Origin of the sequence: Amycolatopsis sp. WAC 04169 (genome assembly GCF_003947535.1) — a bacterium.
Taxonomy (GTDB): domain Bacteria; phylum Actinomycetota; class Actinomycetes; order Mycobacteriales; family Pseudonocardiaceae; genus Amycolatopsis; species Amycolatopsis keratiniphila.
Map to the genome: position 1 here is coordinate 376007 of NZ_QHJI01000007.1, position 26253 is coordinate 402259.

A 26253-nucleotide genomic window follows, 5' to 3' on the forward strand; every position below is an offset into this window, starting at 1 on the left:
CTCCTCGTGAGTGGCGAAGCCGTCCTTCGCCACTCACGAGGAGTACCGGGGAACGACCCGGAAGACCCGGAGGTCCCTCGGGGTCCCCTTCGCCCGGAAGTTCCGGCGCGGGCGCACGGTGAAGACGTCCTGGTCCAGCTCTTCGACGACGCTGGCGCTGGCCAGGACCTCGTCGCCGTCGGCGGCGGCCATGATCCGGGCGGCGATGTTCACGTCGACGCCGAGGTAGTCGTCGCCGACCCGCTGCGGGTTCCCGCGGTGCAGTCCCGCGCGCAGATGGGGCAGGTAGCCCTCGGCCTTGATCACGCTGACGGCGGAGCACGTCTCGTAGGCGGCGTTCACCGCCTCGCCCGGGTCGGCGAACACGGCCATGACCCCGTCGCCGAGCCCTTTGACGACACTGCCGCGGTGCCCGATGACGATCGACTCGGTCACCTTGGAGACCTCCTGCAGCAGTTGCAGCACGCGGTCGTCACCGGCCTCCAGTGCCCAGGTCGAGAAGCCGACGAGGTCGGTGAACAGCACGGTGATGCCGTCCGCGGACACCGCCGGGGTGCCGGAGCGCCGGACGGCCTGCCACGCCTGGACCGCGGCCAGCCCCAGCTCGCGGGTGGCGCTGGGCCGGTCCGCACCCGCTTCGGCGAGCAGGCGGGCGAGCCGGTCGGACGAGCGTCCGGTCGACGGCGCCAGCGGCTCGCCGGTCCCGGGGACGAGCCCGCGGAGGAACCGCGCGCCGCGCACCAGTTCCCTGCGCTGGTCCGTCGCGCGCAGGAACCGGCGGGTCCGGAGATGCCACGGCTCAGGTCGTTCGGTCACGATCAAGACGATAGTCGTTCGCCGCGCGGACGGGGCACCTGTCACCGGCGTGACAAGAATACGGGCGGCATTCCCCCTTTCCACCTTCGCGTGACAATTCGAGAACTCGTTATTCCACATACGCGTGACAAGATCGAAGCATAAAGAAAACGCGAGAGATCTTTTCCTTTCCTCGTTGGTGACTTTCCACCTACATTCGGTTTCGAGCCCATTCAACGACGAAAGGACCTGACATGACGGAAACCCTCGTACGGAAGGGTGTCCGGCGATTCCGCGCGGCCGGGATCGCGGCCGTGGTCGCCGGAATCGTAATGCTCACCGCGGCCGGAACCGCGGCCGCCGTCGAAAAGAATCTCACGTACAAGGGCGGCTTCCCCATCATCGGCGACCAGCAGGTGGCGGTGGTGGTGAAGGCGGAAATCCCGGCGACGGCCAAGGCGGGTGAACCGATTTCGGTGCCGTTCACCCTCGACGTCGATGCCGGCCAGGCCGCCGGTGACGGGCTCCGGCTGGTCGGCGCCAAGAAGCTCTCCGGCACCATCAACTCGAAGGTGAACGTCGCGCTCGGCGAACAGAAGGTGTCGATCCCCATCGAACTGCCGATCCCGGACACCGAGGTGCCTGCCGAAGGTTCCCTGAAGTTCACCGCGACCGGCAAGGTCGACTTCACCATCCCGGCCGGCACCCCCGCCGGCGAGGCGACCAGCAGCGTGGACCCCGCGGCGACCTCGCATATCGTCACCGACAGCTCGCTCGGCGAGTTCGACGTCAACCTCACCCTCGACCCGCCCGACCAGGACGCCGTCCTGGGCAAGACGACCGTCAGCTGATCGCCCGTCTTCCCCCGGCTCGGCGAGCCGGGGGAAGACGCGTCTTGACCTCCAGCGCGCTGGAGGTCGCAGTCTTCCGATCATGTGGATTTGCGACAGGTGCGGTATCGAACATCCAGCCACCCCGGAGCCGCCCCGGTGCGTGCTCGACCGCGGTGAAGTCGGCATGGAGGAAGCCGGCGACCTCGGCGCGCACACCGGACGCTGGTGGACGCACGAAGAACTGATGTCCTTGCCGCACAAGACCTTGCACCGGGATCACGGCCGCGGGCTGCACAGCATCAGGCGGGACCCGCAGCTCGCGATCGGGCACTGGTCGTTCATCGCGACGACCCCGGCCGGCACCCTGCTCTGGGATCCGCCGTCCTGGTTGGACACCGAGGTGCTCGACGTCGTACGCGGTCTCGGCGACGTCGCCGTGATCGCCACCAGCCATCCGCACATGTTCGGCGCCCAGCTCGGCTGGAGCCGCGCGCTGGGCGGGGTCCCGGTGCTGGTCAACGAACGCAACCGCGAATGGCTGCCCGCACCCGATCCGGCGTTCGAGTTCTGGGACGAGCACGTGGAACCCTTGCCCGGCCTCGAACTGATCCGGCTCGGCGGGCATATGCGCGGCAGCGCCGTGGCCAGGACACCGGACGGCAGCATCCTGGCCGGCGACACGATCTCGGGTGGGCTCGCGCCGGGCTGGGTGTCGTTCCAGCGCAACTTCCCCAAGCACATCCCGCTGTCGGCGGCCGTGGTGCGCCGCGTCGTCGACCGGCTCGACGACTTCACCTACGACCGGCTCTACACCCTGGGCGGCGACACGATCGATCGTGACGCCCGCGCCGTCGTGCGCCGAAGCGCCGAGACCCACATCCGGTGGGTCAGCGGCGACTTCGACCACCTCACTTGACCGCGACGTTCTCCTTGGCCTTTTCCTTACGGCGGAAGAACAACGCGATGACACCCGCCAGCCCCATGAAGAACGCGACGGCCCACATGCCGGGCCGGAAGCTGCCGGTGAGCCCCTGCAGCCAGCCGACGAGGTAGGGGCCCACGAAGCCCGAGAGGTTGCCGAACGAGTTGATCAGTCCGATCCCGGCGGCCGCGCCGACCCCGGTGAGGAACGCGTTCGGCAACTGCCAGAACACCGGGACCGCGGTGAACACGCCGACCGCGCAGAGCGTCACCGCGGCCATCACCAGCAAGGGCGAACCCATATAGAGCGCGGCGGCGATCGAGACCGCGCCGACAAACGCGGCGATGGCGACATGTCCCGCCCGTTCGCCGGTGCGGTCGGAATGGCGTGCCCACAACACCATCGCGACGGCGGCGATCGCGTACGGGACCGCTGTGATCAAGCCGATTTCGACGATGCTGTACTTGGTCTGGAACTGCTGCTCGAAGCCCTTGATCACCTGCGGGAGGAAGAACGCGAGCACGTAGAGGCCGAAGATGATCCCGAAGTAGACGGCACTCAGCGCGATCACGCGCGGGTCGGTCAGCGCCGACCGGGTGCTCACCTCGTGGCCGACCTCGCGGGTGTCCTCGGAGTCGAGGGTCGACTGCAGCGCGGTGCGCTGGTCCGGGGTCAGCCATTTCGCGTTCTTCGGCCGGTTCGGCAGGAGGAACAGCACCGCGAAGCCGAGCAGGATCGAAGGAACACCTTCGGCGAAGAACATGAAGCGCCAGCCCGCGTCGAAGCCCAGAGCCCCGTCGCCGTGCTTGATGAGCAAGGCGGAGATCGGGCTGCCGATCACCGACGAGAGCGGGACCGCCAGGAAGAACAGCGCGACGATCTTGGCCCGCACCTTCCGCGGGAACCAGTAGGTCAGGTACAGGATGATGCCGGGGAAGAACCCGGCCTCGGCGATGCCGAGCAGCACCCGCACGATGTAGAAGCTGACCTCGCCCTGGATGAACGCGGTGGCCGAGGCGACGATGCCCCAGGTGACCATGATCCGCGCGATCCAGACCCTGGCCCCGACCTTGTGCAGGATCACGTTGCTGGGCACCTCGAAGAAGAAGTACCCGACGAAGAAGAGGCCGGCGCCGAGCCCGTAGGCCGCCGAGCTGATGCCGAGGTCCACGTTCATGGTGAGCGCGGCGAACCCGACGTTGACCCGGTCGAGATAGTTGAGCAGATAGAGCAGCCCGAGGAACGGGACCAGCCGGATCATCGCCTTGCGGACCGCCTGCGCGGTGGACACCTCTGCCGTCTGTTCGTCCATCCGCGGGAGTGTAGAGGGCGATCAGAACAACGGGGGCAGGAAGGCACCGAGGTTTCCGCCCGCCGCCCGGTCCGCCGGATCCGGATCGATCAGGACCGAGTCCGGATCGCGCGGGTCGTAGGTGACCTTCACCGTCGAACCGCGGGCCGGGGCCTGCAGCGGCGGGGTGATCATCGCGGCGACGACGGTCCGCTCCCCCGCGTCGGTGGGGAACCTGACCTGCACGGTGAACCGGGGATTCCCCATCACCCAGACGTTGGTGAACTCGACACCGATCACGTGGCCGATCACCTGACGGCCGGTCTGGGCCAGCGCCTGCGCGCGGTCGTCCGCTTCGGCCTTGGTGACGAACGCCCGTCCCAGCACCATGATCATGACCAGCGCGGTCAACCCGGCCACCGCCGGGACGAGATACGGCTCGTAGTAGATGATCCAGTCCACCTCGGTCCAGGGTTCGGACGGCAGCCGCTTCCCCACCGACTCCGGCGGCGTCCACGACGGGATCGCGGCGCCGGTGCCCAGCGCGATGCCGAGCGACGCGGCCAGGCTGCTCGCCCGGAAGCCGACGCCCATTCCGCGCAGCGACATCCCGCCGCCCCACAGCATCGCGAACCCGAGCGACGAAGCCACCGTGATCGAGACGCTGAAGAACAGGACGAGAGAGACCGCCGGGCCCGCGTCGGGCCCCCACGTGTCGACGCGGTTCAGCGACATCAACCGGAAGCCGTCCAGCAGCCCGAGCGCGCCCGACCAGCCCGCGGCCGCCCAGGCGAGCGTCGTGGGCACGCCGAGCAGCCACAGACGCAGGCCGGGGCGGCGGGTCCGCCGGGGGTCGTCCGGCAGGCCGAACTCGAAGGTCCCGAACATCTCCACCACCTAACCGATCGGCCCGAACACGGCGACCTTCGCCGGGTCCGCGGGGTCGACGCGGGCTTCGTGCCGGGTGCCGGGCGCGTACTGCTGGATCGTCGCCAGCGGCGTGATCAGCTGCGTCACCGTCCGGTACGTGGTGCCATCGGCGCGGGTGACCTCGAGCGTCGCGGTGTACTGCGCCTGCCCGGCGATCTTGCGGCCGGTCGGCTCCAGCCCGCGGACCACCAGGGTGGCGGGTTCGCATGTGTCGTAGAGCCGCCGCAGTTCGGTGCCGTAGGCCTGCAGTTCCTGCTGCTGGCGCAACTGCTCGTCCATCGGCAGCGCCAGGAACGCCGCCATGTCCGGGTCCGCGTTCAGACTCCGGAACGCCTGTGCGGCCAGCTGCGGTGTCGGCAGCTGCGGGGTGATGTCGTGCCCCTGCGCGGCGGCGGCCTGGCGGAACTGCTCCGCGTGGCGCTGGAAGTCCTGTTCGCCCCGCGCCATGCCCTGCTGCGTCGCTTCGTTGATCTTGTCGCGGATCTTCTTGAACATCGGGTGCCGCCTTTCGCCGTGTCGTCGGTGCTGGACACAGCTTCGGCGGGGCGTTCCGCTACCGAACCCAGGTTTTCCCGTCGTCGGTCGCGTCGAGGCAGGTCAGCGGCGCCCAGAAGACCGGTGAGGTGGCGGGTCCGGGGGTCTCGCGCCAGCGGGCGAGCCGGGATCGCTGCCAGGCGCACAACTCGGTGACCGGATCCTCACCGGCGAGGGCGGTGTCGACGGCGATGACCAATTCGGACATCGGGTCCGCGCCGGGCACGGCGGCCGAGGTCGGCAGCGCCCAGACCGTGGCGGCGACCAGACCGGCTCCGGCCGCGACGGCGGCGAGCAGCACTCCGAACGGTTCGGCGAGGCCGAAATCGCTCGCGCTGGCACAGCCGACGAGCGCCACCCGCGCGGGCATGGTGTCCACTTCGGACAGTGCGAGGTCGGCGGCGGTGAAGGGGCGGTGCGCACCGATCGGGGCGGCCGTACCCGGCAGCTCGGCCGAACAGGACAGATGCAGCGCGGTCTGCGCGCCGTACTCGTCGCGCACACGGCTGACGTGCCCGACGAACACCAGCCGCGAACAGGGCCCGGCCAGGAGTTCGGCGAGCAGCCGGCGGTCGGTGTCCGTGCGGCGCACCAGATCGAGCCCGCGTTCGGCGGTGGGGAGGACCGGGCCACCGGCGAGCCGCTCGTCGAGATGGCGGATCAGCGGTGAGGTCGCGTCCTGTTTGCCGAGCACGGAACCCAGCTCGCCGAACGCGCTCTGGCCGGGGATTCGCGGGTCGAGCAGGTAGACCGGCGGGCCGTCGGCCGAGGACGGGCGGCGCGGGATCGCGGCGGGGGCGAGCAGTGAGACGTCGGCGACGTCGAGGACGCGCTCGTCGCCGTCGAAACAGAAGCCGATCTCGTCGATCTCCAGCACACGATCGGCCCGCCGGTCGGGCAGCGCCAGCAGTCCCCACGGGACACCGGCGAGGCTCGGCGACGGCTGGATCCGCAGGAGCGGACGGTTTCCCCCGGCGGCGGCACGCCGGAGCCGCTCGACCAGATCGGCGGGCAGGAGGTTGAGCGCGAGGACGCGGGCCAGGCGCTGTTCCCCGGCGAAGCTCCCGAACGCGTCTTCGCCCAATGACCGCCGGACCGCGTCGGCCACGCTCTCGCCTTCGTGCGGTGTCGGAGAAGCAGCGTCCAGATATTGCCGGGCGGTCGCGACCAGGGCGAAGTCGATCGGGTGGGTGTGGACGGTGTCGAGGTCCTCGGTGGTCCGCCAGGTCAGGAAGGTGTGCCCGGCGTCGGCGAAGCGCAGGAGGAACGTCTCGCGCCCGGGCTTCGCGGCGGGCCAGGTCTCGACGGTGTCGGCGGCGGGGCGGGGCAGCCGATACCGCTCGGCGGCGAGACGGAGCCACGGCTCCAGCTCCATGGGCGACGACGGCGACCAGCGCAGTGCGGGCGGCGGGGCCAGCCGCAGCGGAAGCGACGAAGTCACGGAACCCAGTGCCGCCAACGGAAGACCCTCGACGGCCGGGCCGACTTCGAGGGTGGGAAGCGTGCCGGTGAGGTCCAGCGAACGCTCCTCCACGCCCGTGTACGCGCCGACGGCGCAGGTTCGTTCGATGAGTTCCGCCGCCAGCCGCTGTTCCCCGAGCTTCGCCAGCAGCGCCATCAGCAGTTCCATCGCGGGACCGGCGACGTCGCGGGCCCAGGCCGTGCGTGCCTGCGGCGCGGCGAACTCGAAGCGGTACTCCGCCGCCGCGAGGGTCAGCGGAAGCAACAGGTCCAGCACCGCGGGCAGGTCTTCTCCACGGGCGAACCCGATCGAAGCCGCCACGAAATCCGTGTGCAGCAGATCCGCCCAGTCCCCCGACGACCGCGCCGATTCCCTCGCGCGGGTGGCGTGGTGCTCCGCCGTCGCCCAGTCGCCTTCCGCCGCCGCGCAACGGGCCAGCGCCGTGTCCACCAGGCGCAGGCCCGGGCCGTCGCCGTTGGCCGTCCGGATCGTCCTCGCGTGTTCGAACTGCGCTCTGGCCTGCGCGACGTCGCCCGCGTGCAGCAGCAACGAGCCCAGGGCGTGGCTCGCCTCGGCGACGTCGCCGGTGAGGCCCGCCGCGGCGAGTTCGTCGCGGGCGGTGACGATCGCGGCGACCGCGCCGGGGAAGTCGCCTGCGAGGGCGCGGGCCTCCGCCAGCCCGATACCCACCTTCGCGGCCATCGGGCTGCCCGCGTGCCGGGCGGTCAGTCTCAGCAGATCCGCCCGTGCCTCGGCGTCCTCGCCACCCGCCTGGTGGATCCGGGCACGTTCGGCCCTGACCATGGCCTGCTGGTGCACGACCCGCTCGCGGACCTCGTCGTTCTCCGCGAGCGCCTCCAACGCCGCCAAGATCTCCTCGATCGCCGTCCGCGCGCCCGCGAAGTCCCCGGCGGCGATCTGGACGCGCACGTCGAAGATCCGCAGTTCCAGCTCGTCGACACCGTGGACGTCGAGCAACTCGGGCGGATACTGTTCCGGCCCGGCCTCTTTGCGGAACGCGGCCCGGCGCCGCTGCCCGGCGATCAGCTCACGCGCCTTGGTGACGTCGCCTTCCTCGGTGGCCAGGGAGATCAGCACGCGCTCGGCGACCTCGCGGGAGCCTTCGATCATCCGCGCCTCGGCGTACTGTCCGAAGTGGACGATGGCGACGGCACTCACCTTGAACACGTCGAGCACGGCTTCGGCGCATTGCCGCGCGTTGCGCAGGTCGCCCGCCGAATAACAGAGCGTGGCGAGATCGCTGACCGCGGCGACTTCGAGGTCCGTCCGGTCGAGCCGCTGCGCGATCTCCCGCATCCGGGCGTACTTCCGTTGCGCGTCCACGACGTTCCGCGTGACGGCCAGTCGCTTGGCCTCGTCCTGGACCTTGCCCGCCTCCAGCAGCAGCTTCCGGTACTGGCGCTCCGAGAGCGAGCACGCGGGAAGTACGCCATACGGAGCCGGATCGAGCCCGAAGTACCGTGCGACGCAACGACAGTTGTACCCGTGCGAGGTCGCGGGGCCCAGTTCGGGCGGAAGCGGGCGGTCCGGCGGGTTCCGGGGAGGCGGCATGCCAACAAGCACGTCAGAACTCCTCGTCGGCGGAAGCGGCCGCCGCCCGTTCGGCCAGCGTCCTGATCCCGGAAGGGCGGGCCCGTACGAGCGCGACCACCTCGGCCCGGTCCTCCGCGGTGGTCCCGGCGACCCCCTCGTCCGCCAACCCGACGACGACGGTGATCAGTCCACTGTGGACATGTGCCGCGGTCTCGGGCAAATCGGCCGTGCCGGTGAACCGCCCGGCGCCCAGCTCCAGCGGCACCTCCGCGAACGGCTCGCCCTCGTGGCTCGCGAAGGCGGTGATGGCCGCGTCGGCGAACGCGCCCGCGACGACGACTTCGAGCCGGGTGGCGGCCGCGGCGGCCACGATCCGCCAGCTCACCGTGTCCTCGCCGGCGTCCAGGATCCCCGGCGGCACCCGCGCCCAGTCGACGCTCGCGCGCCCGCTCGCCAGTACGCCTTCGCCGGGTACGACCGGATCGAGGCCCGCCGCCAGCGCGTATGTGTTCTGGGTCGGCGCCGGTGTTTCCACGCGTGCCGCGGCTTCGGCGCGCACGACGTCGTCCTGATCGTCGAACCAGGCGGCGAGGCGCGCGCACAGTGCCCGTACGTCGTCGCCGACCGGCCACGCCGCCGCCGCGAGGGCGCCGTCCGCGATCGCCGCGTCGAACAGTTCCCCCGGCGATGCTTCGAAACCGTCGAGAAGCCCTTCGGCCAGGTCTTCCACGTCGGCTGTCGCGACCGCCGTTTCGAGGTCCAGCAACGCCGGGTCCAGCGACGGGATTCCGAGCGACGGGCCCGCGGGCCACCAGCGACGCAACCACAGCAGCAACGCGAGCCTGCCGAGTTCCGGCCGGGCGGGCAGATCCGCCTGGCCCTGGCCGAGCGCGGCGAGGCTCGCTTCCGCGCCCACGAGCCGGGTCAGCCACGGTTCGGCCGCTCCGGCGTCGCTGAGTTCGACGCGCATCGTGGTCGTCCGGCCCGCGAGGAGATCGGCGAGGGCGAAGCTGATGAGGCCGCCATCAGCGGCGACGACGGGCGTGTGCACCGGATGCGTCACGACACGGCCTCCAGATCCGGCAACCGGGCCACGAGCGCGCGGCGCACCTTCGTCCGCAGGTCCAGCGACGTCGAGCGGACCACGCCGGTGACGAGGTCGCGGACGTCGGCGGCGTCGGCGGGCAGGTCACCCCGGACGTCGAAGCCGTGCAGCCGGACCCACAGCCTGCCGAGGAAATGCTTGGCGAACTCGCGAAGATCGCGCAGGAGTTCGGCGTCGGGCCGCGGGGTGAGTGGGGTGGCCCCGGCCAGGGCACGGCGCGCGTGCAGGACGTAACCCTCTCGCGCGACTTGCGCGTTGAGCCGTCGCGCGAATTCGGGGACCCCGGCGGGTGCCGCGCCGTCGAGCGGCCTCAGCGCGGGGGCGAGGACGACACCGAGCGCGAAGCAGGCGGCCAGCGCGGGCAGGCCGAGCCCGAATCCGGCGGCGACCCGGCCGAGTTCGTCGTCGACGAGGTCCTCGACGGCGGCCCGCTCGTCCGGGGGAAGACGGCGCAACGTGGCGCGTACCCGACGTTCGACACTGCGTTCGAGCAGTTCGGCACCGGTTTCGTCGCGCCGGCTCAACGGCGGGACGGCGGTGCGATCCCCGCGCTGCAGACCGAGATCCGGCGCGGGCAGCCCGGAGATCTCCCGGACGATCTCGCCGAGCGCGCTTGCCCCGCCCGGCTGCCTCAGCCCGAGCCCGAGAGCGTGCCCGGTCGCCGAATCGGCGAGGACGCGCCAAGCGCCGTCGGAAAGCTCGTCAACGAACGCCCGGAGCGCGCCGATGTCCTGCGGCAGGGTGGATTCGGCGTGCCAGCGGCGACGCAACTCCGCGGTCAGCCGCGCCTCGTGCCGCGGATCCGCGAGATACGCCGTGAGCTGATCCACGCCCGCCGCGCCGCCCTCGCCGTGCAGATCCCGCAACGCCGCCGCGGCCGTCGCCGCCGCGCCGGGCCCCGGCGAGCCGAACCCCGTCGCCAGTTCATACGCCAGCGGGAAACAGACGTCCTGGACGTTGCCGGCCGTGATACGCAAGGCGCGGCGCTGACGCTTGAGGTGGGTGAACCACGCGGCCGTCGCGCGCAGCCTGTCCGCGTCGGCGAGCAGGAACTCCGTCAGCTCCGCCGCCGTGACCGCGTCCAGCACCGGACGGCCGAGCCGGGGACGCGCCGCCGTGCGGATCACCAACGGGTCGATGATCTTCTTGATCGTCCGGGTCAGCGGTCCGCCATCCGCGGACGACAGGACCTCGACGCCGGAGATGTCCGCCCAGGCCTGTGCGAGAACGGCCGACCTCAGCCGGGGTTCGCCCGATCCCGTCATCGCCCTCCTCTGCTCCGGCCGCAACTCTATCCGAGGCTGGGCTCACCTTGATGCCCGAAAGACCCAACCGGGCGGACGACGCGAACCGCCCTGCTCTCGACCGCGTGGTTCTCCTCGTGCGGCGACGTCCATCCGGAGATAGCGGCTGGCTTCGCGACCGAAGGATGTTCACTGGTGTTGGACGTCGGAGGCTGGGGATTCGTGTCTTGAGTTCTTCTGGCCCTGGGGTGGTTGAAGGGGACTTTCACCGCATCTGACGCGGGCAAAGCGCCCTTCACCGCGTGAGATGAGGGGCCCGGTTGGGCACAAGCCGTCCGTTGCCGCTTTTCGGCGACGGACTCAGAACGGTGGTGACTCGTCGACTACCGGGCGGGGTTCGTGAAGAGGCGGCGGTGTGCTGTCGTAGCGCTGCCCGGTAGGAGTGGTGATCGTAAGAGTGCCAGCAGATGTCAGCTGGTAGGTCCAGCCGGGTTCGTCCTTCAACCGGTGGTCGCGGCGGCAGAGATCGATGAGTTCGGTGTCGGCAGTGTGCCCGCCGTGCTGCCACGGCACCGCATGATCGAGATCGCACGCCTGGGCAGGGCGGTGGCAGCCAGGTCTTCGGCATTCACGGTCCCGCACCCGCACGAACTCGGCCAGCCCCGCCGTCGGCCGGTACCGGTCCCGGCCGAGATCCAGAACCTGCCCGGACAGCGGATCGGTGATGATTCGCCGCAGCACACTGTTCTCACCGCTAGCGATGTTCCGGGCCAACGCGGCGGGGATCGTGCCATGTCCGGCCAGTTCCGCGGGGTCGTCGTTCAAGCCGAGATAGGTGAGCAAGTCCATATAGAGGAACACTTCGCTGCGCTCACTCGCCCCGCCCTGGCCACCGAGCAGCAGATCGAGCGCGACATCCGCACGCAATTGCTCCAAAGTACGAGTCTCACCACCAGCTCTGAGAGCCCGCGCCTCACGGTCGATCCGCTGATAAGCAGCGGCGACCTTTTCCACCGGCGCATCCTCGACCTCGATCGACGCCACCCCCGTTTCGCCGTGCCGCAGAGTGAGGCGACGGCCTTCACGATGCCGCTCGGCCCGTCTACCGGCACCGTCGGGGTCGACGGTGTTCGCCGCGTGGTTCGCGGCTTTCCGCACCTGATCCGGGTTCTTGTCCGCGATCCGGCCCTCCAGCAGCGCGTCGACCGCACGGGCGTCCTCGTCGGAGAGCCATACGGTCGCCGAAGCGACTTTCATCGCGCTGAAACCGGCCAGCTTTCCCTCATCCATCAGATTCAGCGTGCAGGGCAACCGAGTGGTCAACGCGTCCGCCGCGGCGACCAGCGCACCCGCATGATTGTCCACAAGGGACAACTCAAGCGCGACCTCCTGCGCCACACTCCGCGCTCCCTCACGATGCCGGTTCAGCTGCGCCAACGCCCGGAACCGGACCGCTTCCAGGCGCGCGATCCCGGCCGACGCGGCTTGCGCCAACGCAACGGAATCCTTGTCATCCAACATATTCGCGGCATCGTTCACCGCTGTCAGCACCTCGGGATCGGTGAGGCTTTCCAAAAGCGCCACAGGCGCGGAATGAGTGTCCACCCCACGAACCTACGACCTGCCACCGACAATTCCCGGCCCCACGAACGGCAGAAGAATTGCCGATTTTCGGCAACAAGTCAAAAAACCTAGCTCGCTTGAACCTCACGGAGCCGCGCGTACACCTCCGCCGCTCTCGGCGCTCCGAGTTCATTGAAGATGGCCAACGCGTCGCCCCAGCAGGTCTTCGCCCACTCGGATTCGCCTTTCACCGCCCAGAGCTGGCCCAAGTGGTCCAGTGCGGCCGCTTCGCCATAGCGATCTCCCATGTCACGACGTAGTTCCAAGGCCCGCTTCAGCTGCCCCGCGGACTCGCCGCCCCGGTCGATCTTCTGGAAGACGAGGGCCAGCCCCACCAGCGTCTCGGCTTCGCCGTAGCGGTAGCCGATCCGATGCCGGATGTCCAAGGCCTGCTGGAGATTCTCGTAAGCCTGGTCGAATCTGCCCAGCCCGTGGTTCGTGAGACCGAGGAAATGCAGGGTCTGCGCCACTCCCCATTCGTCACCGAGGTGTCGGAACACCTCCAGCGCGTCCGCGTGATGCCCGAGGGCTTCGGCGAACCGGCCCTGCTCGTGATACGCGATCCCCAGACTGATCAGCGCCTGGCCCTGCCCCCAGGAATCACCGATCCGCCGCCGGATCGCGAGCGCCGACTCCAAATACGCCAGCGCCTCTTCGAAACGGCAGAGGTCCCGGTGCGCGATGCCCAACCCTGCCACCAGAGAAGCCTCGCTGAACTGGTCGGAGCATCGCCTCGCGGCCTCCACACCCGCCTTGTAGGTGGCGATCCAGTCGGCCCACGGTTTCCGCAAGGTGAAGTACGCCCACAGCGCGAGCGGCAGCCTGCACGCGATCGAGCACCACCCCGCGGCCAGCGCGGCGTGCACCGACGCGACCAGATTGGGCTGCTCGGCCTCGCACCAGGCGAGTGCTTCCCCGTAGCTGCCGAACTCGAACTCGCCGGAGACCTCCGGCGAAACTTCGAGAGCGACGCGCCTTCGCATGGGAGTGAGCACCCGGTCCGCGGAATCGGCGCCGGCGAGATACCACTCGAGCAAACGCCGAGGCGATTCCTCGCATTCTTCGGCGGACTCCTCCGCATCGACACGTTCTCTCGCGTACACGCGCAGCAGGTCGTGGAAGCGGAATCTGTCGCGGTCGACTTCGCTCAGCAGACAACCCGCGGTGAGCTTGTCGAGCCTGCGCCGGACATCGGCAGCGGGCGGGCCGACGAGCACGGACGCGGTGGCCACGGTGACGGTCGGTCCGGGATGCAGGCCGAGCATCCGGAAGACGCGGGCGGTGGCGGGATCCAAGGCTTGGTACGACCACGAGAACACCGGCCGCAGGGCGGACATCTCGTCGTCGCCCGTTTCGAACCCGTCGAGTCTCCGTGCCTCCGACCGGAGTTCCCCGAGAAGGTCCGCCAGCCGCAGATACGGATGAGCCGCCACACGCTCACCCGCGATCCGCACCGCCAGCGGCAGATGTCCGCACAGATCGGCGAGTTCCCTGACCGCGCCCGGTTCACCGTCCGCCCGGCGCGCTCCGATCGCCGTCCGGAGCAGGGCCTCCGATTCGGCGGGCATCAGCATGTCCAAGGTGATCCGGCGGGCGCCGTTGGTCACCACGAGGCCGGACAGGTTGCTGCGGCTCGTCACCAGCACGAAACAGCCGGGGGTACTGGGCAGCAGCGGCCGTACCTCGTCGGGCGAGGTGACGTTGTCCAGCACGATGACGAACCGGCGATCGTTCAGCAGCGAGCGGAAGAGCGCCGACTTCGCCTCCAGGCTCCGCGGGATCTTCTTCCCGGGGACCTCGAGCGCGCGCAGGAAACCGGCGAGGACTTCGGGTGACGTACTGGCCGGACCCGGTGCGTAGCCGTGAAGATCGCAGTAGAGATCGCCGTCGGGAAAACGCTCGCGCTGCGCGGATGCCCACTGCACGGCCAAGGCGGTCTTCCCCACCCCCGGCGCGCCCGCGATGATCGCGACCGCGTTGGATCGGCCGTCGTCCCGGTCCGCGATCGCGCTGATCCTCGCCAGTTCCGTTTCCCGCCCGACGAACGTCGCGGTCACGGCGGGAAGCTGATGCGGGGTCGGCGGAGAACCTTCACCACGCCCGGGGGACTCGTCGTACCAACGATCCATACTGGAACATCGCGCCGGAACGGACCGGTGTCGCGGGTTCCCGCGGTTCCCACCTGAATGGCGCAGGTCGAGACGGCAAGGCAAAGATCCCGAACACGACCGTTCGGACTAACTTTCGTCCGTTCTGTACATACTTTCGTTGACTTCGATCGAAAGTCCTCTTAGGTTCAGCGACGTCACAGAGGTGCTCCGCCGCCGACCCGAGGAGCAACGATGCTTCCGTTTGTCCGCAAGCGCTTCAACCGGTCCATCGTCGCCTCGTTGGCGCTGGTCACGGCATTGACCGGGCTGACGACAGCCCCGGCCGAAGCGGCCATCCCGCCCCAGCAACCCGGTGTCACGCTCCGCACGTACGACCTCCAGCGCGAGCTCACCAAGCTCTGCACGATCAAATCCGGCCAGACCCCCAACGTCGACAAGCTGATGCCGACGATCGACTGGACAACCACCGCCGACTTCGGGCTCGGCGAGCGGTTCGTCTCCGAGGTCATCGCGAACATCAACATCGCCACCGCGGGCCAGTACGAATTCCGGCTCACCAGCGACGACGGCTCCCGGCTCCGGATCGACGGCCAGACGGTGATCAACCACGACGGCCTGCATGGGGCGACCCCGGCGACCGGGTCGGTGCAGTTGAGCACCGGGTACCACGCGTTGCGGATCGACCATTTCGACAACACCAACGATCAGCAGGTCACCCTCGAATGGCGGCCGCCGGGCGCGGCGGGCTTCGCGCTCGTGCCGAATTCGGTGCTCAGCACCGACGCCGACGTCGTGCGGGTGACCTCGCCGGGGCGCAAGGAATGCGAGGGCGCCACGGATTCGCCCGGTGACGGCCTGCCGCTCAACGGCGTCCACCCCGGCTTCACGCTGACGAACCTGCGTCCGGAGGGCTTCCAGCCGCAGGTCACCGGCATGGACTGGCTGCCGGACGGACGGCTCGCCATCGCCACCTGGGGCGGCTCCGACAAGGTCCTCGGCGAGGTCCACCTGCTGAGCAACGTCAGCGGGAACACCGACCCGAGCAAGGTCCGCACGCAGCGCGTCGCCAGTGGGCTCAAGGAACCGATGGGCGTCAAGTACGTCGACGGCAAGCTGTACGTCTCGGAGAAGTCGCGACTCGTCGAACTGAACGACACCAACGGCGACGGCGTGACCGACGACTACCGCACGGTCGCCACCTGGCCGTTCGGCGGCAACTTCCACGAATTCGCGTTCGGCCTGCTGTACAAGGACGGCTACTTCTACGCCAACCTTTCCGTGTCCATCAACTACGGCGGCGCCACGACCGATCCGCAGCCCGCGCCCAACCGCGGCACGACGATCAAGGTGAACAAGGCCACCGGCCAGGTCTCCTACATCGCCGGCGGATTGCGTACGCCGCACGGCATCGGCTGGGGGCCGGAGGGCGACGTCTTCGTCACCGACAACCAGGGCGGCTGGCTGCCGGCGAACAAGCTCGTGCGAGTCAAGCAGGACCGCTTCTTCAACCACTACACCAATCCCGCGGGGCCGTTCGACGCGAAGCCGGTGACCGCGCCGGTGTTGTGGTTGCCGCACAACGAGATCGCGAACTCGCCGAGCAACATGGTCATGCTGCCGACGGGCCCGTTCGCCGGGCAGATGGTGTACGGCGACGTGACCTACGGCGGGCTGCAGCGCGCGTTCCTGGAGAAGGTGAACGGCGAGTACCAGGGCGCGGTCTTCCGCATGACCCAGGGCCTCGAGTCGGGTGTCAGCCGGATCAGCCTCGGCCCCGACGGCGCGATCTACACCGGCGGGATCGACGGCGGCGGGAACTGGGGCCAGCCCGGCAAACTCGCCTACGGCCTCCAGAAGGTGACGCCCAACGGCACGAACGCCTTCGACATCCGGGCGATGCGCGCCGTCGCGGGCGGATTCGAACTGGAGTACACGCAACCGTTGTCGGCCGGGACCGCGCAGAACCTCGCGGCGAAGTACCAGGCGCAGCAGTGGCGCTACCAGCCCACCCCTGCCTACGGCGGGCCGAAGATCGACGAACAGACCCTGTCCGTCACCTCCGCGAGCCTGTCCGCCGATCGCAAGAAGGTCACGCTGCAGGTGGCGGGGCTGAAGGCCGGGCACGTCGTCCACCTGCGGTCGCCGCGTCCGTTCGCGGCGGAGTCCGGTGCGGCGCTGTGGAGCACGGAAGCCTGGTACACGCTCAACTCACTGGTCGGCGGTCCTCCGGCGAGCACGACCTACGAGGCGGAGCGGGCCGCGCTGAGCGGAGGCGCGGGGACGAACACGAACCACGCGGGCTACACGGGCACCGGGTTCGTCGACGGCTACTGGAACCAGGGCGCCGTGACGACGTTCACCGTGAACGCGCCGAAGTCCGGTGCCTACAACGCGGCCTTGCGCTACTCGAACGGCCCGGATCCAGCGCCGGGGACCAAATCGGTGACCGTCTACGTCAACGGGACGAAGGTGAAGCAGGTCAGGCTCGCGAGCACCGGCAACTGGGACACCTGGAACACACAGCCCGAGACGCTCAACCTCAAAGCCGGATCGAACACGATCTCCTATCGCTACGACGCGGGCGACGCGGGCAACGTCAACCTCGACAGCCTCACCCTGACCGAATCCCGGCGTATCCCGTTGTTCAAGGGCACCGATCTGAACGCGTGGGAGAAACGCGCGGGCGGCGCGGCCACCTGGCCGGTGTCCGGTGGCGCGATGGAGTCGAACGGCGGGGACATCCGCACGAAGCAGCAGTTCGGCGATTTCCGGCTGCACGTCGAATGGAACGAGCCGAACTACCCGCCGGAGGTCACCGGACAGGCCAGGGGCAACAGCGGGGTCTATCTCCAGGAGCGCTACGAGCTGCAGGTGCTCGAATCCTTCGGGGACACCACGCTCGCCAACAACGAGGCGGGCGCCATCTACTCGAAGAAGGCACCTGACCGGAACATGGCGACGGCGCCCGGCACCTGGCAGACCTACGACGTCACCTTCCGCGCCGCCCGGTTCGACGGTGCCGGGAACAAGACCGACAACGCCCGCGTGACCGTGGTGTGGAACGGCGTCGTGGTCCACAACGACGTGGCGATCGACGGCGGCACGGGCGACAGCATCCCGGAAAGCGCGGCACCGGGCGCGATCCGCTTGCAGGACCACGGGGATCCCGGTGAGAACCCGCGGTTCCGCAACATCTGGATCGAGCCCATCGGCTAGATCGCCATGGCGCGTGAAGGCCCCCTTCCCTCGGCTGAGCCGAGGGAAGGGGGCCTTCACGCGCTTGTCAGCGGCGGCAGGGGCGGAGGTCCACTCCTCCCGTGGTCTGCCCGGCCGTGACCGGAATCGGTGTGGCGGAGGCGAAATCGGCCGCGTCGCGGTACCAGCAGTCGGCATCGGTGTAGTGCTTGATCTTGACGTTCTGCGTGGTGAGACCGTTGACGGTGTACTGCCCGTTCGAATCCGGCGTGGCCCAGTCCACGATGTCGCCGGTGCGCGCGCTGAAGGCGTAGACGTAGCCGAACGTCGGCTTGCCGTCCTTGTCGAGGATCCGTCCGCTGATCGCGCCGTTCGGCACCAGCGCGGCGTTCTCGGTCGCGCTCGCGCCGGGCCGCACCCGCACCGGACGGGCGGCGAACCGGTCCGCGCCGCCTCCCGACCACTGCCACGCGTAGTCACCTCGCGAGGACGCGAATTCGAGCGGCCAGTTGTACGGCCCGAGGCCCTTGATCGTGTAGACCCCGCCGTTCCGGCTGCAGTTCACGTCGAAGCGGAAGCCGATCCGGGGATCGACCGCGTACGGGTAGACGCAGACGCCGTTCACCGGCGCCGCCGTGGCGCGGTCGGTGACCTTGCCGGTGATCGTGCCGGCGGGATCCATCTTGATGTCCGCGGTCGGGACGGCCTTGCCGAGTTCGGCGGTGACCGTGCGGGCCTGCCCGATGTCGCCGGTGCCGCCGTCCGGCCCGGCCCACTGCATGCCGTAGCGCTCGTCGAGCGGCTTGACCAGCAGCTTGTACGAGCCGGGGTCGATCGGCCCGATCACGAGTTTCCCGTCCGCGTCACTGCAGTAGTACCGATAGTCCGCGTCGAGGACGCCGACGATCGGGAGGGCGTAGGTGTCGACGCAGATCCGCTCCAGCGGCGCCTCGGTCTTCGCGTCCCGCACGGTGGCCACGACCGATGCGGCGGGTTTCATCGGCGCCCCGAATTCGGTGGTCTGGCCTGGGGTCAGATGGACCTGCTGCCCGTTGACCGGGTAATGCGTACCGTCCGGGCCCCAAACACTCAGCGTGTGGTAGTCGAACGGCGGCACGTCCTCGTACAGCATGACTCCGTCGGCGCCCGCGCATTTCCGCAGTTCCGGCGGACGCGGCCGGTTGAGCTGCGAGCACGCGCCGGCGACGGGCGCGCCGGTCTTCTCGTCGGTCGCGACCACCCGGAGCTTTCCGTACGGCACCATGGCTTCGTCGACGACGGCGACCTGGCCTTCCTCGGCCGCGAAGGTGTCCGCTTCCGGGAAGCTCGACTTCTGCCGGATCCATTGCGTGCGGTCGCCGTAGGTGATCGCCATCGTGTAGGTGTCCGCCTTGACACCGCTGAACGAATACGTGCCGTCCGCCGCGGTGAGGACCGTCGACCACCACCGCTGGTTCTGATCGGTGAGGCTCACCGAGGCACCCGCGGCGGGCCTTCCCTCGGCGGTGATCTGCCCGCGGACCGTGGCCGTGCCCTGCCGCAACGAGAAGTCCAGGCCGTGCGGCAGGTCCAGTACCTCGGCGGCGAGCGAGCTTCCCTTGTTGTACGCCCAAAGCTCGGCGTAGCCGGCGGCGGTCGCGCGTGCCTTGTACTTGCCGGGAACGACGCCCGCGATCTCGTAGCGGCCGTCCGCGCCCGCGCACCCCGAACCCGTCTCCTTCAGGTCGAGATCGAACAGCGTCACACATGCCCCGGCCACCGGCTCACCGGAGTCGGCGGCCTTGACGACCCCGGCCACGATCCCCTCGTCGGCCATCGCCGGACCGGTCGTCAGCAGCGCGACGATCGGGATGGCGGCGGCCAGGAACAACGCTCTCTTCATCGGAAGCTCCCCTCAGTGTCGCGCCAACGATGGCGCCGGGGAGCCGCCGGTGTCTGCGTCATCTGACACAGACACCTAGGCCATGTCGTCTGCCAGGACGTCGCGCGCCACGAGCACGCCGCCGACGAAACCGACCGGCATCACGATCAGCGCGGCGAACGGGATCAGGCACAGCAGCGACACGGGAAGCCCCAGCCCGAGCGCGAGCGCGCGGTGCCGCCGCAGCACCAGCCGGCGCTGCTTCAGTCCCATCCCGCGCCGGTAGAACGGCACGGCGATCAGTTCCAGCGCCAGGAACCACGCCGTCACCAAGGCCAGCAGGACCGGCACCACGGTCTGCCCCACCACGGGGATGAAGCCCGCGATCAGCAGCGGGATCGTGAACATCAGCGAACGCAGCACCAGGACAAGGCCGTCCTTCAGGCCCATCACCAGCAACCGCCATCCCGACAGGTCCACCGCACCCGGTACACCACCGAGGTCGTCCTCGACCTTCTCGGCGATGTGCTCGTAGAACGGGCCGCCGACGGCGAGGGTGATCGCCGTGAAGCCGATCATGGCGATCGCCAGCACCGCCCCGAACACCGCGACGCCGACCGCCACCCGGATCGTCGTCTGCCAGCCCGGCGACCAATCGTCGGCGAACGGCGTGATCAGCAGCGAGAGATCGTCGATCCAGAACGCCAGCGCGACGATCCCGCCGATCAGCAGCACCGTGGTCAGCAACGCGGGCAGCGCGCCGATCAGCAGCAGCCTCGGCGACCGCGCCAGGATGCCGAGGCCTCGCCCGAACATCCGGATTCCCTTGAGAAAGTCACGCACCGGACATTTCTACCAGTGCAGGCGCTGGCCGGGGTTGAGCAGGTTCCCCGGTGCGTACCGGGCCTTGGCGTCGGCGAGTTTCGGCCAGGCGTCGCCGAAGTGTGCGCGCCAGTCCTCTGTGGACATCGGCAGCGCGTTCGACGGGTAGACCTTTCCGCCGAGATCACGTGCCTTCCGGTACAGGTCCACATTGAGCTCCAGCAGGCGCGCGTTGTGCAGCGGATCGTCGGGAAGACCCACCCGCAGCGGGGAAAAGAGCCAGGAGAGCTCACCCGGCGGCACGCTGAACAGCGCGGTCTTCAACCGGTCGTTCCGCACCGGGTAGAGGCTTCTCCGGTGAGGATCTCTCCGGCGATGGCGGGCAGGATCTCGTCGGTCATGCCCGCACGCTACCGAGCGCGGGCCGATCTAGGTGATCTTCACCGACGCGAACCCCGCCGCCCGGCTGCGAGATTCGGTGGCGTGACGAACACCTTGGCACCGACGCGGCGGGCTCGCGGCACCGTGCTGGCCGCGGCGCCGCTGACCATCATGGCCGCGGCCATCATCGCGCCCAGCCTGCCCGCGATGCGAGCGGACTTCGCCGATACGCCCGGTTCCGGTCTTCTCGTCCGGTTGGCCCTGACCGTGACCTCGCTCGCGATCGCGATCAGCGCACCGCTGTCCGGGATCGTCGCGGACCGCGTCGGACGACGCCCGCTGCTCTTGTCGGGGCTGGGGCTCTACGCGGTTTCCGGTACGGCCGGATTCTTCGTCGACGACCTCTACCTGCTGCTGATCACCCGAGCGGCGCTCGGGCTGGCCGTCGGCGGGATCATGACCGCGATCAGCACCCTGATCACCGACTGGTTCACCGGCGGACGCCGCGCCTCTTTCCTCGGTCTCCAGCAGGCTTTCGCGAGCCTGGGCGGCGTCGTCTTTCTGCCCTTGGCCGGATTGCTGGCCACCGTGAACTGGCATGCGCCGTTCTGGATCTACTCGGTCTCAGTGATCGTCGCGGCCTTCGCTCTCGTGTCCCTGCGGGAACCGGAACGGAACAGTCCCGCGGCCGGTGAAGGCGGCAGGCTGCCCGCCCGCGTCGTCGGGATCTACGTCCTGGCGTTGGTGGTGACGCTGGTCTTCTACATGGCGCCGACCCAATTGCCGTTCCTGCTGGAGGAATTCGGCAGCGGGCCCGCCGTCGTCGGCGCCGTGGTCGCCGGGAGCACCTTGACCGGCGTCGTCGGCGCGCTGGCCTTCCCGCGGCTGCGCCGGCGTCTGGGCCCCACCGCGATCACCACCGTCAGTGTCGCGCTCATGGGCGTGGGCTGGCTGGTGATCGGTACCGCGGGCACCGTCGTCCAGGTCGTGGCGGGGCTGCTCGCGGGCGGGCTCGGCGTCGGCCTCGTCGTCCCGAACCTCAACCTGCGCCTGGCCGAAGCCGCCGATCCCGCGCGGCGCGGCCGGGTGCTCAGTGGCCTGGTCACCGGGATCTTCCTCGGCCAGTTCCTGTCCCCGCTCGTCGTCCAGCCACTCGTCCAGGGCATCGGCATCGCCGGTGCGTTCACCTGGTCCGGCATCGCCTTGGCTGCCGGAGCGGCGCTCGCCGCATTTCTCTCGAATCGCAACAACGGAAAGGAAACACGATGATCTACCACGGCAACCGTTTCACCCTGCGGCCCGACGCCTCGCCGGAGCAGGTCGAAGAGGCCTTGGAGAGCCTCCGGAATCAGGGCCGGGTCATCCCGGCGGTGAAGTCCTTCGTCGTCGGCCGCGATTTCGGCGGCGACTACGAATGGGGTGCCGTCTTCGCGATCGAAGACCTCGACGGGTACTGGGAGTACCTCATGCACCCGGCGCACCGGAACACCGACCGGGTCGGGCTCCCGCTGGTCGACCGGTTCGCGTCCTTCGACGTCACCGACGACCCGGATCCGGAGATGGGCGCGAAGATCGCCGAACTGCACCAGCGCCGTTACGACAACGACGCCGAACTGACCGAGCTGATCTCCGGCCTCGGCGAGTACTCCGGCAGCGCCGCGCCGGGAAAACACGGAGCCTGACCACGGCTTCAGCCACCGTCCGCGAGTGAGCCGCTGCCATCGGGGCCGGTCACGATCACCCGGCTGCTCACCGCGGTCCCGAACGGGATGATCGTGACCTGCCACGTCTTCGGCTCACCGACGTGGATGGTCGCCTTCGCCCGCTCGACCAGGGCAGGGACGCGGTCAACCGCCACCTCACGGAGGTCGAACCGCGGCACCTGGGCGTCGGTCGGGGCGAAGACCACGGTCAGCCGCCGGTCCTCGACGACCGCGGTGACCACCTGGGAAACGTCCGTGGCCCGCGCCAGCGCGTCGATCGCCCGGCGCAGTTCACCTTCGCCCAGCAGGGATCTGTCGACGTTCACGGTCGCCGATCCCGAGGAGGACGTGGTCGTGCCGGACTGGGTTTCTTCCGCCCGGGCGGGCTCTTCCGGCGCGAACAGCTCGACACGGAACAGGAACAGCACGAGAGCCGCGCCGAGCACGAACCCGAGGACCGCGAGCGCGCCGAACGCGCAGCCCTCTTCCGGTTCCCGCACCAGGCTGGATTCGGGAGCGGATTCGATCACCGCTTCGGCCACGCGGCGCTCCCACTCCGGTGACAACCGCTCGACAACCTCCGCCTTCCACGGCCGGTCCGGCGGGTACCGCACGACGAGGACGTCGCCCGGCCGGTAGTTCGGAAGGTCCACCAGGTTGATGCTGTGCGTGACCTTCAACCGGTAGGTGGCCAGGCCGTCGGGGGCGACGGTGAGATCGAAGTAGACCGGGATGTCCCCCGTCTCGGTGCCGCCCGCGCGGAGGCTCTCGATCTTCGCGAGCGCGATCACCGGCGCGACCCTCGCCTCACGAGCACGTCGTGGCGCCCCGGCGAGGTAGAGCAGGATTCCGTAGGCGATGGGGAGTCCGGCGCCCGCGACCATCAGCGGCACGTACTCGATGACGATCCCCACGATGAACGCGCACAGGGTCGTACCGGTGATGATCCCGGTCAGGAATCCGCGGACGAGGGCGAGCGGCATGGGCGTGACTCCAGACTTTCGGGACTCAGTGGGCGGGCAGCCAGTCGCTGCGGGCGGGATGGCGCCGGAGCGCCACGAAGATCTTCTTGTCGTCGGCCGGTGATGCCGGGTCGAACAGCACTTCGGCGGTCGCGATCGTGGTGTCCCTCGTGCGGCGGGTCACCCAGTGCCGGACCCCCGCGCCGTCGGTGAACACGACCGTCACGTTCGCGCCCGCGACACGGGTCCCTGATTCGTCACCCGCCAGGCGCAGTTTCACCTCGACGATTCCGGCGGGCACCCGCCGGCCGTGCCGCAGCAACCATTCCCTGGTGCGGACCGTCTCGGCGTGCCGCCGCGAAACCTGGACGGCGTAGCACAGGGCCAGCACCGTCAGGACGAACAAGAACGCGGGCGCCCACCAGTCGGCGTAGTAGAGGAACCACGCCCAGAGCCCCCATTTTTCGTCCTCGTGGAACACCGGGTCGACAGCGGTGCCGACGGCGAGCGGCGGAAGCCAGTCGCGCGAGGAATGCCAGAGGCCGAGCGTGCTGGCCGCGAATGCCGCCACGACGGGGAACGCCGGTCCCGACGACTGTCCCTGGTAGCGCCTCGTGGCGGCCGCCGCGAGGTTGCCGGCGGCGAGACAACCGAGCAAGCCGAACGTTCCCCAGAGGGGGCCGTAGGGCGGCTCGCCGTCGCCGCGGTCGTCGAAGATGCTGTCGATCGCCATCGTCCGGAACTGTTCGAGGAGGTCTCCGAATCCGTGTCCGGCGAAGAAGCCGCAGACCAGGGTGACCGCCGACGCCAGGATCGCGCCCGCGAGCAGACGGCGGTCACCCCGTAGCCGCTCGATGCGGTCGTGCCTGGCCTTGGCCGGATCCACCGTGTTCATCACGCTCACCTCCGTTCGGGTCCGCGCCCAGCTTCCGCCGCGCCGGGCGCTACCGAACCCAGGTTTTCGGTTTCCTAATCTGATTAGGCAACTCCCGAATGGACTATGGTACGGTGCCCGTCATGGCGAGAGCGGGACTGACCACGGAACGCGTGGTCCGGGCGGGCGCGGAGCTCGCCGACGAGATCGGCTTCGAGCACGTGACCCCCACCGAGCTCGCGAAGCGGTGCGGCGTCAAGACGGCGAGCCTGTACTCGCATGTGCGGAACGCCCACGAGCTGAAGACCGAGATCGCCCTGCTGGCGTTGGCCGAACTCGCCGATCTCGCCGCCACCGCGGTGGCGGGGCTGGCGGGCAAGGACGCGCTGATCGCCTTGGCGAACGTCCACCGCGACTACGCGCTCGAACACCCCGGCCGATTCACCGCCGCGAGATTCCGGCTCGCCCCGGAGAAGGCGTCCAGCAGCGCCGGTGTCCGCCACGCCGAACTGATGCGGGCGATCCTGCGCGGCTACGACCTGGCCGAGCCACACCAGACGCACGCGGTCCGGCTGCTGGGCAGCGTGTTCAGCGGTTTCGTCGGCCTGGAGTCCGCCGGAGGCTTCAGCCACAGCACCCCCGGCTCGCAGGAGAGCTGGACCGAGATCCTCGACGCTCTCGACGTCCTGTTGCGCGCCTGGCCCCGAACGAAATGAACGGAAGAATGCTCACCACCCCGATCACCGCCGCCCTCGTCCGAGGCGCGCTGGACCTCGAAGACACCGAGCGCGGCGTGCTCCCCCACCGGCTGCCCGCGCGGGCCAGGCAGCAGATCCCCGATGGTCAGCTGGCCATGGCGGAATCGCAGCCTTCCGGAGTGCGGCTCGTCTTCCGCAGCGCGGCGTCGCTCGTCGAACTGGACGTCCTGGCCACCAAACGGGTCTTCGCCGACACTCCGCCCCGGCCCGATGGCGTCTACGAATTGTTCGTCGACGGACGGCTCGCCGGACGGGCGAGCGCCACCGACGGCGACACGATCACCGTCGACCTGGCCACCGGCACCGCGCGACACGAGCCCGGGCCTGTCCGGACCCTGCGCTTCGACGGCCTGCCCGGGCACGAGAAGAACGTCGAGATCTGGCTGCCCCACAACGAAACGACGCAGCTCGTCGCCTTGCGCACCGACGCGTCCGTCCACAGTGTCCAGTCGTCCGGTCGCGAGACCTGGCTGCACCACGGCAGTTCCATCAGCCAAGGCTCCAACGCCGCGACCCCGACCGGGATCTGGCCCGCCACGGCCGCGGCCATCGCCGGTAAGGAACTGGTCAATCTCGGCTTCGGCGGCAGCGCGCTGCTCGATCCGTTCACCGCCCGCGCGATGCGGGACACGGCGGCCGACTTCATCAGTGTCAAGATCGGGATCAACGTCGTCAACGCGGACCTGATGCGGCTGCGCGCGTTCGGCCCGGCGGTGCACGGGTTTCTCGACACCATCAGGGAAGGCCATCCCACCACGCCGTTGTTGGTCGTCTCGCCGCTCTATTGCCCCATCCACGAGCACACGCCGGGGCCCGGCGAGTTCGATCCGGCCGCCCTGCGAGCGGGAAAGGTGCGGTTCAGGGCGACCGGCGACCCCGCGGAAACCGCCGCGGGAAAGCTGACACTCACCGTGATCCGCGACGAACTCGCCCGTATCGTCAAGGAGCGGAGCGCGAACGACCCCCACCTGCGTTATCTCGACGGCCTCGAACTGTACGGCGAGGCGGACCATGCCGAGCTGCCGCTGCCCGACCACCTCCACCCGGACGCGGCCACGCACCGGCTCATCGGGGAACGCTTCGCCCGGCTGGCCTTCGACGCCTCGTGAGTCCCGTCGTTTACTGTGCGCGTATACCTCGGTAGCCCCGTTTGCCGGTACCTATCTTTCTTCCTGTCCAACGAAAGTCGGTATCCGCCACCGGTGCGGCGGATCACCATGATCGGCACCGGATCACCGGTGCCGGGTCGCCTTGGCCGTGCCCGGCGACCCCACTGTGTCCAGTGCGGCCACC

General features: G+C 69.5%; 21 protein-coding genes. 7 read left to right on the forward strand and 14 right to left on the reverse strand.

Annotation, left to right across the window (positions count from 1 at the left end):
• Positions 1–33: 33 nt before the first annotated feature.
• A complete protein-coding gene (locus DMC61_RS21035) occupies positions 34–822 on the reverse strand; it encodes an adenylate/guanylate cyclase domain-containing protein (protein WP_125690739.1) in 789 nt (262 codons plus the stop codon).
• A 227-nt stretch (positions 823–1049) separates the two neighbouring features.
• On the opposite strand from DMC61_RS21035, the gene DMC61_RS21040 reads away from it, so the two are divergent.
• Positions 1050–1646 (forward strand): DUF6801 domain-containing protein, encoded by a 597-nt coding sequence (locus tag DMC61_RS21040; protein WP_125690740.1) that lies wholly within the window; start codon positions 1050–1052, stop codon positions 1644–1646.
• Between the two features lie 166 nt (positions 1647–1812).
• Complete coding sequence (locus DMC61_RS21045) at positions 1813–2544, forward strand: hypothetical protein (RefSeq protein ID WP_063274740.1); 732 nt, start codon at positions 1813–1815, stop codon at positions 2542–2544.
• Here the strand turns inward: DMC61_RS21045 and DMC61_RS21050 are convergent.
• The 8 genes from DMC61_RS21050 to DMC61_RS21085 all read right to left on the reverse strand — a co-directional run bounded on the left by DMC61_RS21050 (position 2537) and on the right by DMC61_RS21085 (position 14350).
• Positions 2537–3862, reverse strand: a complete 1326-nt coding sequence (locus tag DMC61_RS21050) for an MFS transporter (protein ID WP_125690741.1) — start codon at positions 3860–3862, stop codon at positions 2537–2539. The genes DMC61_RS21045 and DMC61_RS21050 overlap by 8 nt on opposite strands.
• Positions 3863–3883: 21 nt before the next feature.
• Entirely contained in the window at positions 3884–4729 is an 846-nt protein-coding gene (locus DMC61_RS21055) for a DUF3592 domain-containing protein (RefSeq protein ID WP_125690742.1), read from the reverse strand.
• 9 nt (positions 4730–4738) lie between these two features.
• Positions 4739–5266 carry a hypothetical protein gene (locus tag DMC61_RS21060; RefSeq protein WP_125690743.1) on the reverse strand — a complete coding sequence of 176 codons (528 nt, stop codon included), beginning with the start codon at positions 5264–5266 and terminating at the stop codon, positions 4739–4741.
• 58 nt (positions 5267–5324) lie between these two features.
• A complete protein-coding gene (locus tag DMC61_RS21065; RefSeq protein WP_125690744.1) occupies positions 5325–8351 on the reverse strand; it encodes a tetratricopeptide repeat protein in 3027 nt (1008 codons plus the stop codon).
• Between the two features lies 1 nt (position 8352).
• Positions 8353–9384 (reverse strand): hypothetical protein, encoded by a 1032-nt coding sequence (locus DMC61_RS21070; RefSeq protein WP_125690745.1) that lies wholly within the window; start codon positions 9382–9384, stop codon positions 8353–8355.
• A complete protein-coding gene (locus tag DMC61_RS21075) occupies positions 9381–10691 on the reverse strand; it encodes a hypothetical protein (protein WP_125690746.1) in 1311 nt (436 codons plus the stop codon). The genes DMC61_RS21070 and DMC61_RS21075 overlap by 4 nt, the downstream gene beginning before the upstream one ends.
• A gap of 339 nt (positions 10692–11030) precedes the next feature.
• A complete protein-coding gene (locus tag DMC61_RS21080; protein ID WP_125690972.1) occupies positions 11031–12254 on the reverse strand; it encodes an HNH endonuclease signature motif containing protein in 1224 nt (407 codons plus the stop codon).
• A gap of 107 nt (positions 12255–12361) precedes the next feature.
• Positions 12362–14350 carry a tetratricopeptide repeat protein gene (locus DMC61_RS21085; RefSeq protein WP_158634121.1) on the reverse strand — a complete coding sequence of 663 codons (1989 nt, stop codon included), beginning with the start codon at positions 14348–14350 and terminating at the stop codon, positions 12362–12364.
• A 285-nt stretch (positions 14351–14635) separates the two neighbouring features.
• Between DMC61_RS21085 and DMC61_RS21090 the strand changes: the two genes are divergently transcribed.
• The gene (locus DMC61_RS21090) at positions 14636–17620 is read left to right on the forward strand and encodes a family 16 glycoside hydrolase (RefSeq protein ID WP_125690748.1); all 2985 of its coding nucleotides are present in this window, start codon (positions 14636–14638) and stop codon (positions 17618–17620) included.
• A 67-nt stretch (positions 17621–17687) separates the two neighbouring features.
• Here the strand turns inward: DMC61_RS21090 and DMC61_RS21095 are convergent, their stop codons facing one another.
• The 3 genes from DMC61_RS21095 to DMC61_RS21105 all read right to left on the reverse strand — a co-directional run bounded on the left by DMC61_RS21095 (position 17688) and on the right by DMC61_RS21105 (position 20621).
• The gene (locus DMC61_RS21095; protein WP_125690749.1) at positions 17688–19481 is read right to left on the reverse strand and encodes a carboxypeptidase-like regulatory domain-containing protein; all 1794 of its coding nucleotides are present in this window, start codon (positions 19479–19481) and stop codon (positions 17688–17690) included.
• 75 nt (positions 19482–19556) lie between these two features.
• Positions 19557–20303 carry an EI24 domain-containing protein gene (locus tag DMC61_RS21100; RefSeq protein WP_125690750.1) on the reverse strand — a complete coding sequence of 249 codons (747 nt, stop codon included), beginning with the start codon at positions 20301–20303 and terminating at the stop codon, positions 19557–19559.
• Between the two features lie 9 nt (positions 20304–20312).
• Entirely contained in the window at positions 20313–20621 is a 309-nt protein-coding gene (locus DMC61_RS21105) for a hypothetical protein (protein WP_233594882.1), read from the reverse strand.
• Between the two features lie 144 nt (positions 20622–20765).
• On the opposite strand from DMC61_RS21105, the gene DMC61_RS21110 reads away from it, so the two are divergent.
• Positions 20766–21932, forward strand: coding sequence for an MFS transporter (locus DMC61_RS21110; protein ID WP_125690751.1), 1167 nt, complete (start codon positions 20766–20768; stop codon positions 21930–21932).
• Positions 21929–22345 (forward strand): Dabb family protein, encoded by a 417-nt coding sequence (locus DMC61_RS21115; protein WP_037336691.1) that lies wholly within the window; start codon positions 21929–21931, stop codon positions 22343–22345. Before DMC61_RS21110 ends, DMC61_RS21115 begins: the two co-directional genes overlap by 4 nt.
• 8 nt (positions 22346–22353) lie before the next feature.
• Here DMC61_RS21115 and DMC61_RS21120 read toward each other — a convergent pair whose 3' ends face one another.
• Positions 22354–23349, reverse strand: coding sequence for a hypothetical protein (locus tag DMC61_RS21120; protein WP_125690752.1), 996 nt, complete (start codon positions 23347–23349; stop codon positions 22354–22356).
• A 25-nt stretch (positions 23350–23374) separates the two neighbouring features.
• A complete protein-coding gene (locus DMC61_RS21125; protein WP_125690753.1) occupies positions 23375–24223 on the reverse strand; it encodes a hypothetical protein in 849 nt (282 codons plus the stop codon).
• Between the two features lie 122 nt (positions 24224–24345).
• Between DMC61_RS21125 and DMC61_RS21130 the strand changes: the two genes are divergently transcribed.
• Entirely contained in the window at positions 24346–24918 is a 573-nt protein-coding gene (locus tag DMC61_RS21130; RefSeq protein WP_125690754.1) for a TetR/AcrR family transcriptional regulator, read from the forward strand.
• Positions 24919–24926: 8 nt separating this feature from the next.
• Positions 24927–26069, forward strand: a complete 1143-nt coding sequence (locus tag DMC61_RS21135; protein ID WP_125690755.1) for an SGNH/GDSL hydrolase family protein — start codon at positions 24927–24929, stop codon at positions 26067–26069.
• Positions 26070–26253: the final 184 nt, after the last annotated feature.

Coding starts and splice junctions, on each gene's coding strand:
- DMC61_RS21040 (WP_125690740.1), top strand. CDS start 1,050: ATGACGGAAACCCTCGTACGGAAGGGTGTCCGGCGATTCCGCGCGGCC.
- DMC61_RS21045 (WP_063274740.1), top strand. CDS start 1,813: ATGGAGGAAGCCGGCGACCTCGGCGCGCACACCGGACGCTGGTGGACG.
- DMC61_RS21050 (WP_125690741.1), bottom strand. CDS start 3,862: ATGGACGAACAGACGGCAGAGGTGTCCACCGCGCAGGCGGTCCGCAAG.
- DMC61_RS21055 (WP_125690742.1), bottom strand. CDS start 4,729: ATGTTCGGGACCTTCGAGTTCGGCCTGCCGGACGACCCCCGGCGGACC.
- DMC61_RS21060 (WP_125690743.1), bottom strand. CDS start 5,266: ATGTTCAAGAAGATCCGCGACAAGATCAACGAAGCGACGCAGCAGGGC.
- DMC61_RS21075 (WP_125690746.1), bottom strand. CDS start 10,691: ATGACGGGATCGGGCGAACCCCGGCTGAGGTCGGCCGTTCTCGCACAG.
- DMC61_RS21090 (WP_125690748.1), top strand. CDS start 14,636: ATGCTTCCGTTTGTCCGCAAGCGCTTCAACCGGTCCATCGTCGCCTCG.
- DMC61_RS21095 (WP_125690749.1), bottom strand. CDS start 19,481: ATGAAGAGAGCGTTGTTCCTGGCCGCCGCCATCCCGATCGTCGCGCTG.
- DMC61_RS21115 (WP_037336691.1), top strand. CDS start 21,929: ATGATCTACCACGGCAACCGTTTCACCCTGCGGCCCGACGCCTCGCCG.
- DMC61_RS21120 (WP_125690752.1), bottom strand. CDS start 23,349: ATGCCGCTCGCCCTCGTCCGCGGATTCCTGACCGGGATCATCACCGGT.
- DMC61_RS21125 (WP_125690753.1), bottom strand. CDS start 24,223: ATGAACACGGTGGATCCGGCCAAGGCCAGGCACGACCGCATCGAGCGG.
- DMC61_RS21130 (WP_125690754.1), top strand. CDS start 24,346: ATGGCGAGAGCGGGACTGACCACGGAACGCGTGGTCCGGGCGGGCGCG.
- DMC61_RS21135 (WP_125690755.1), top strand. CDS start 24,927: ATGCTCACCACCCCGATCACCGCCGCCCTCGTCCGAGGCGCGCTGGAC.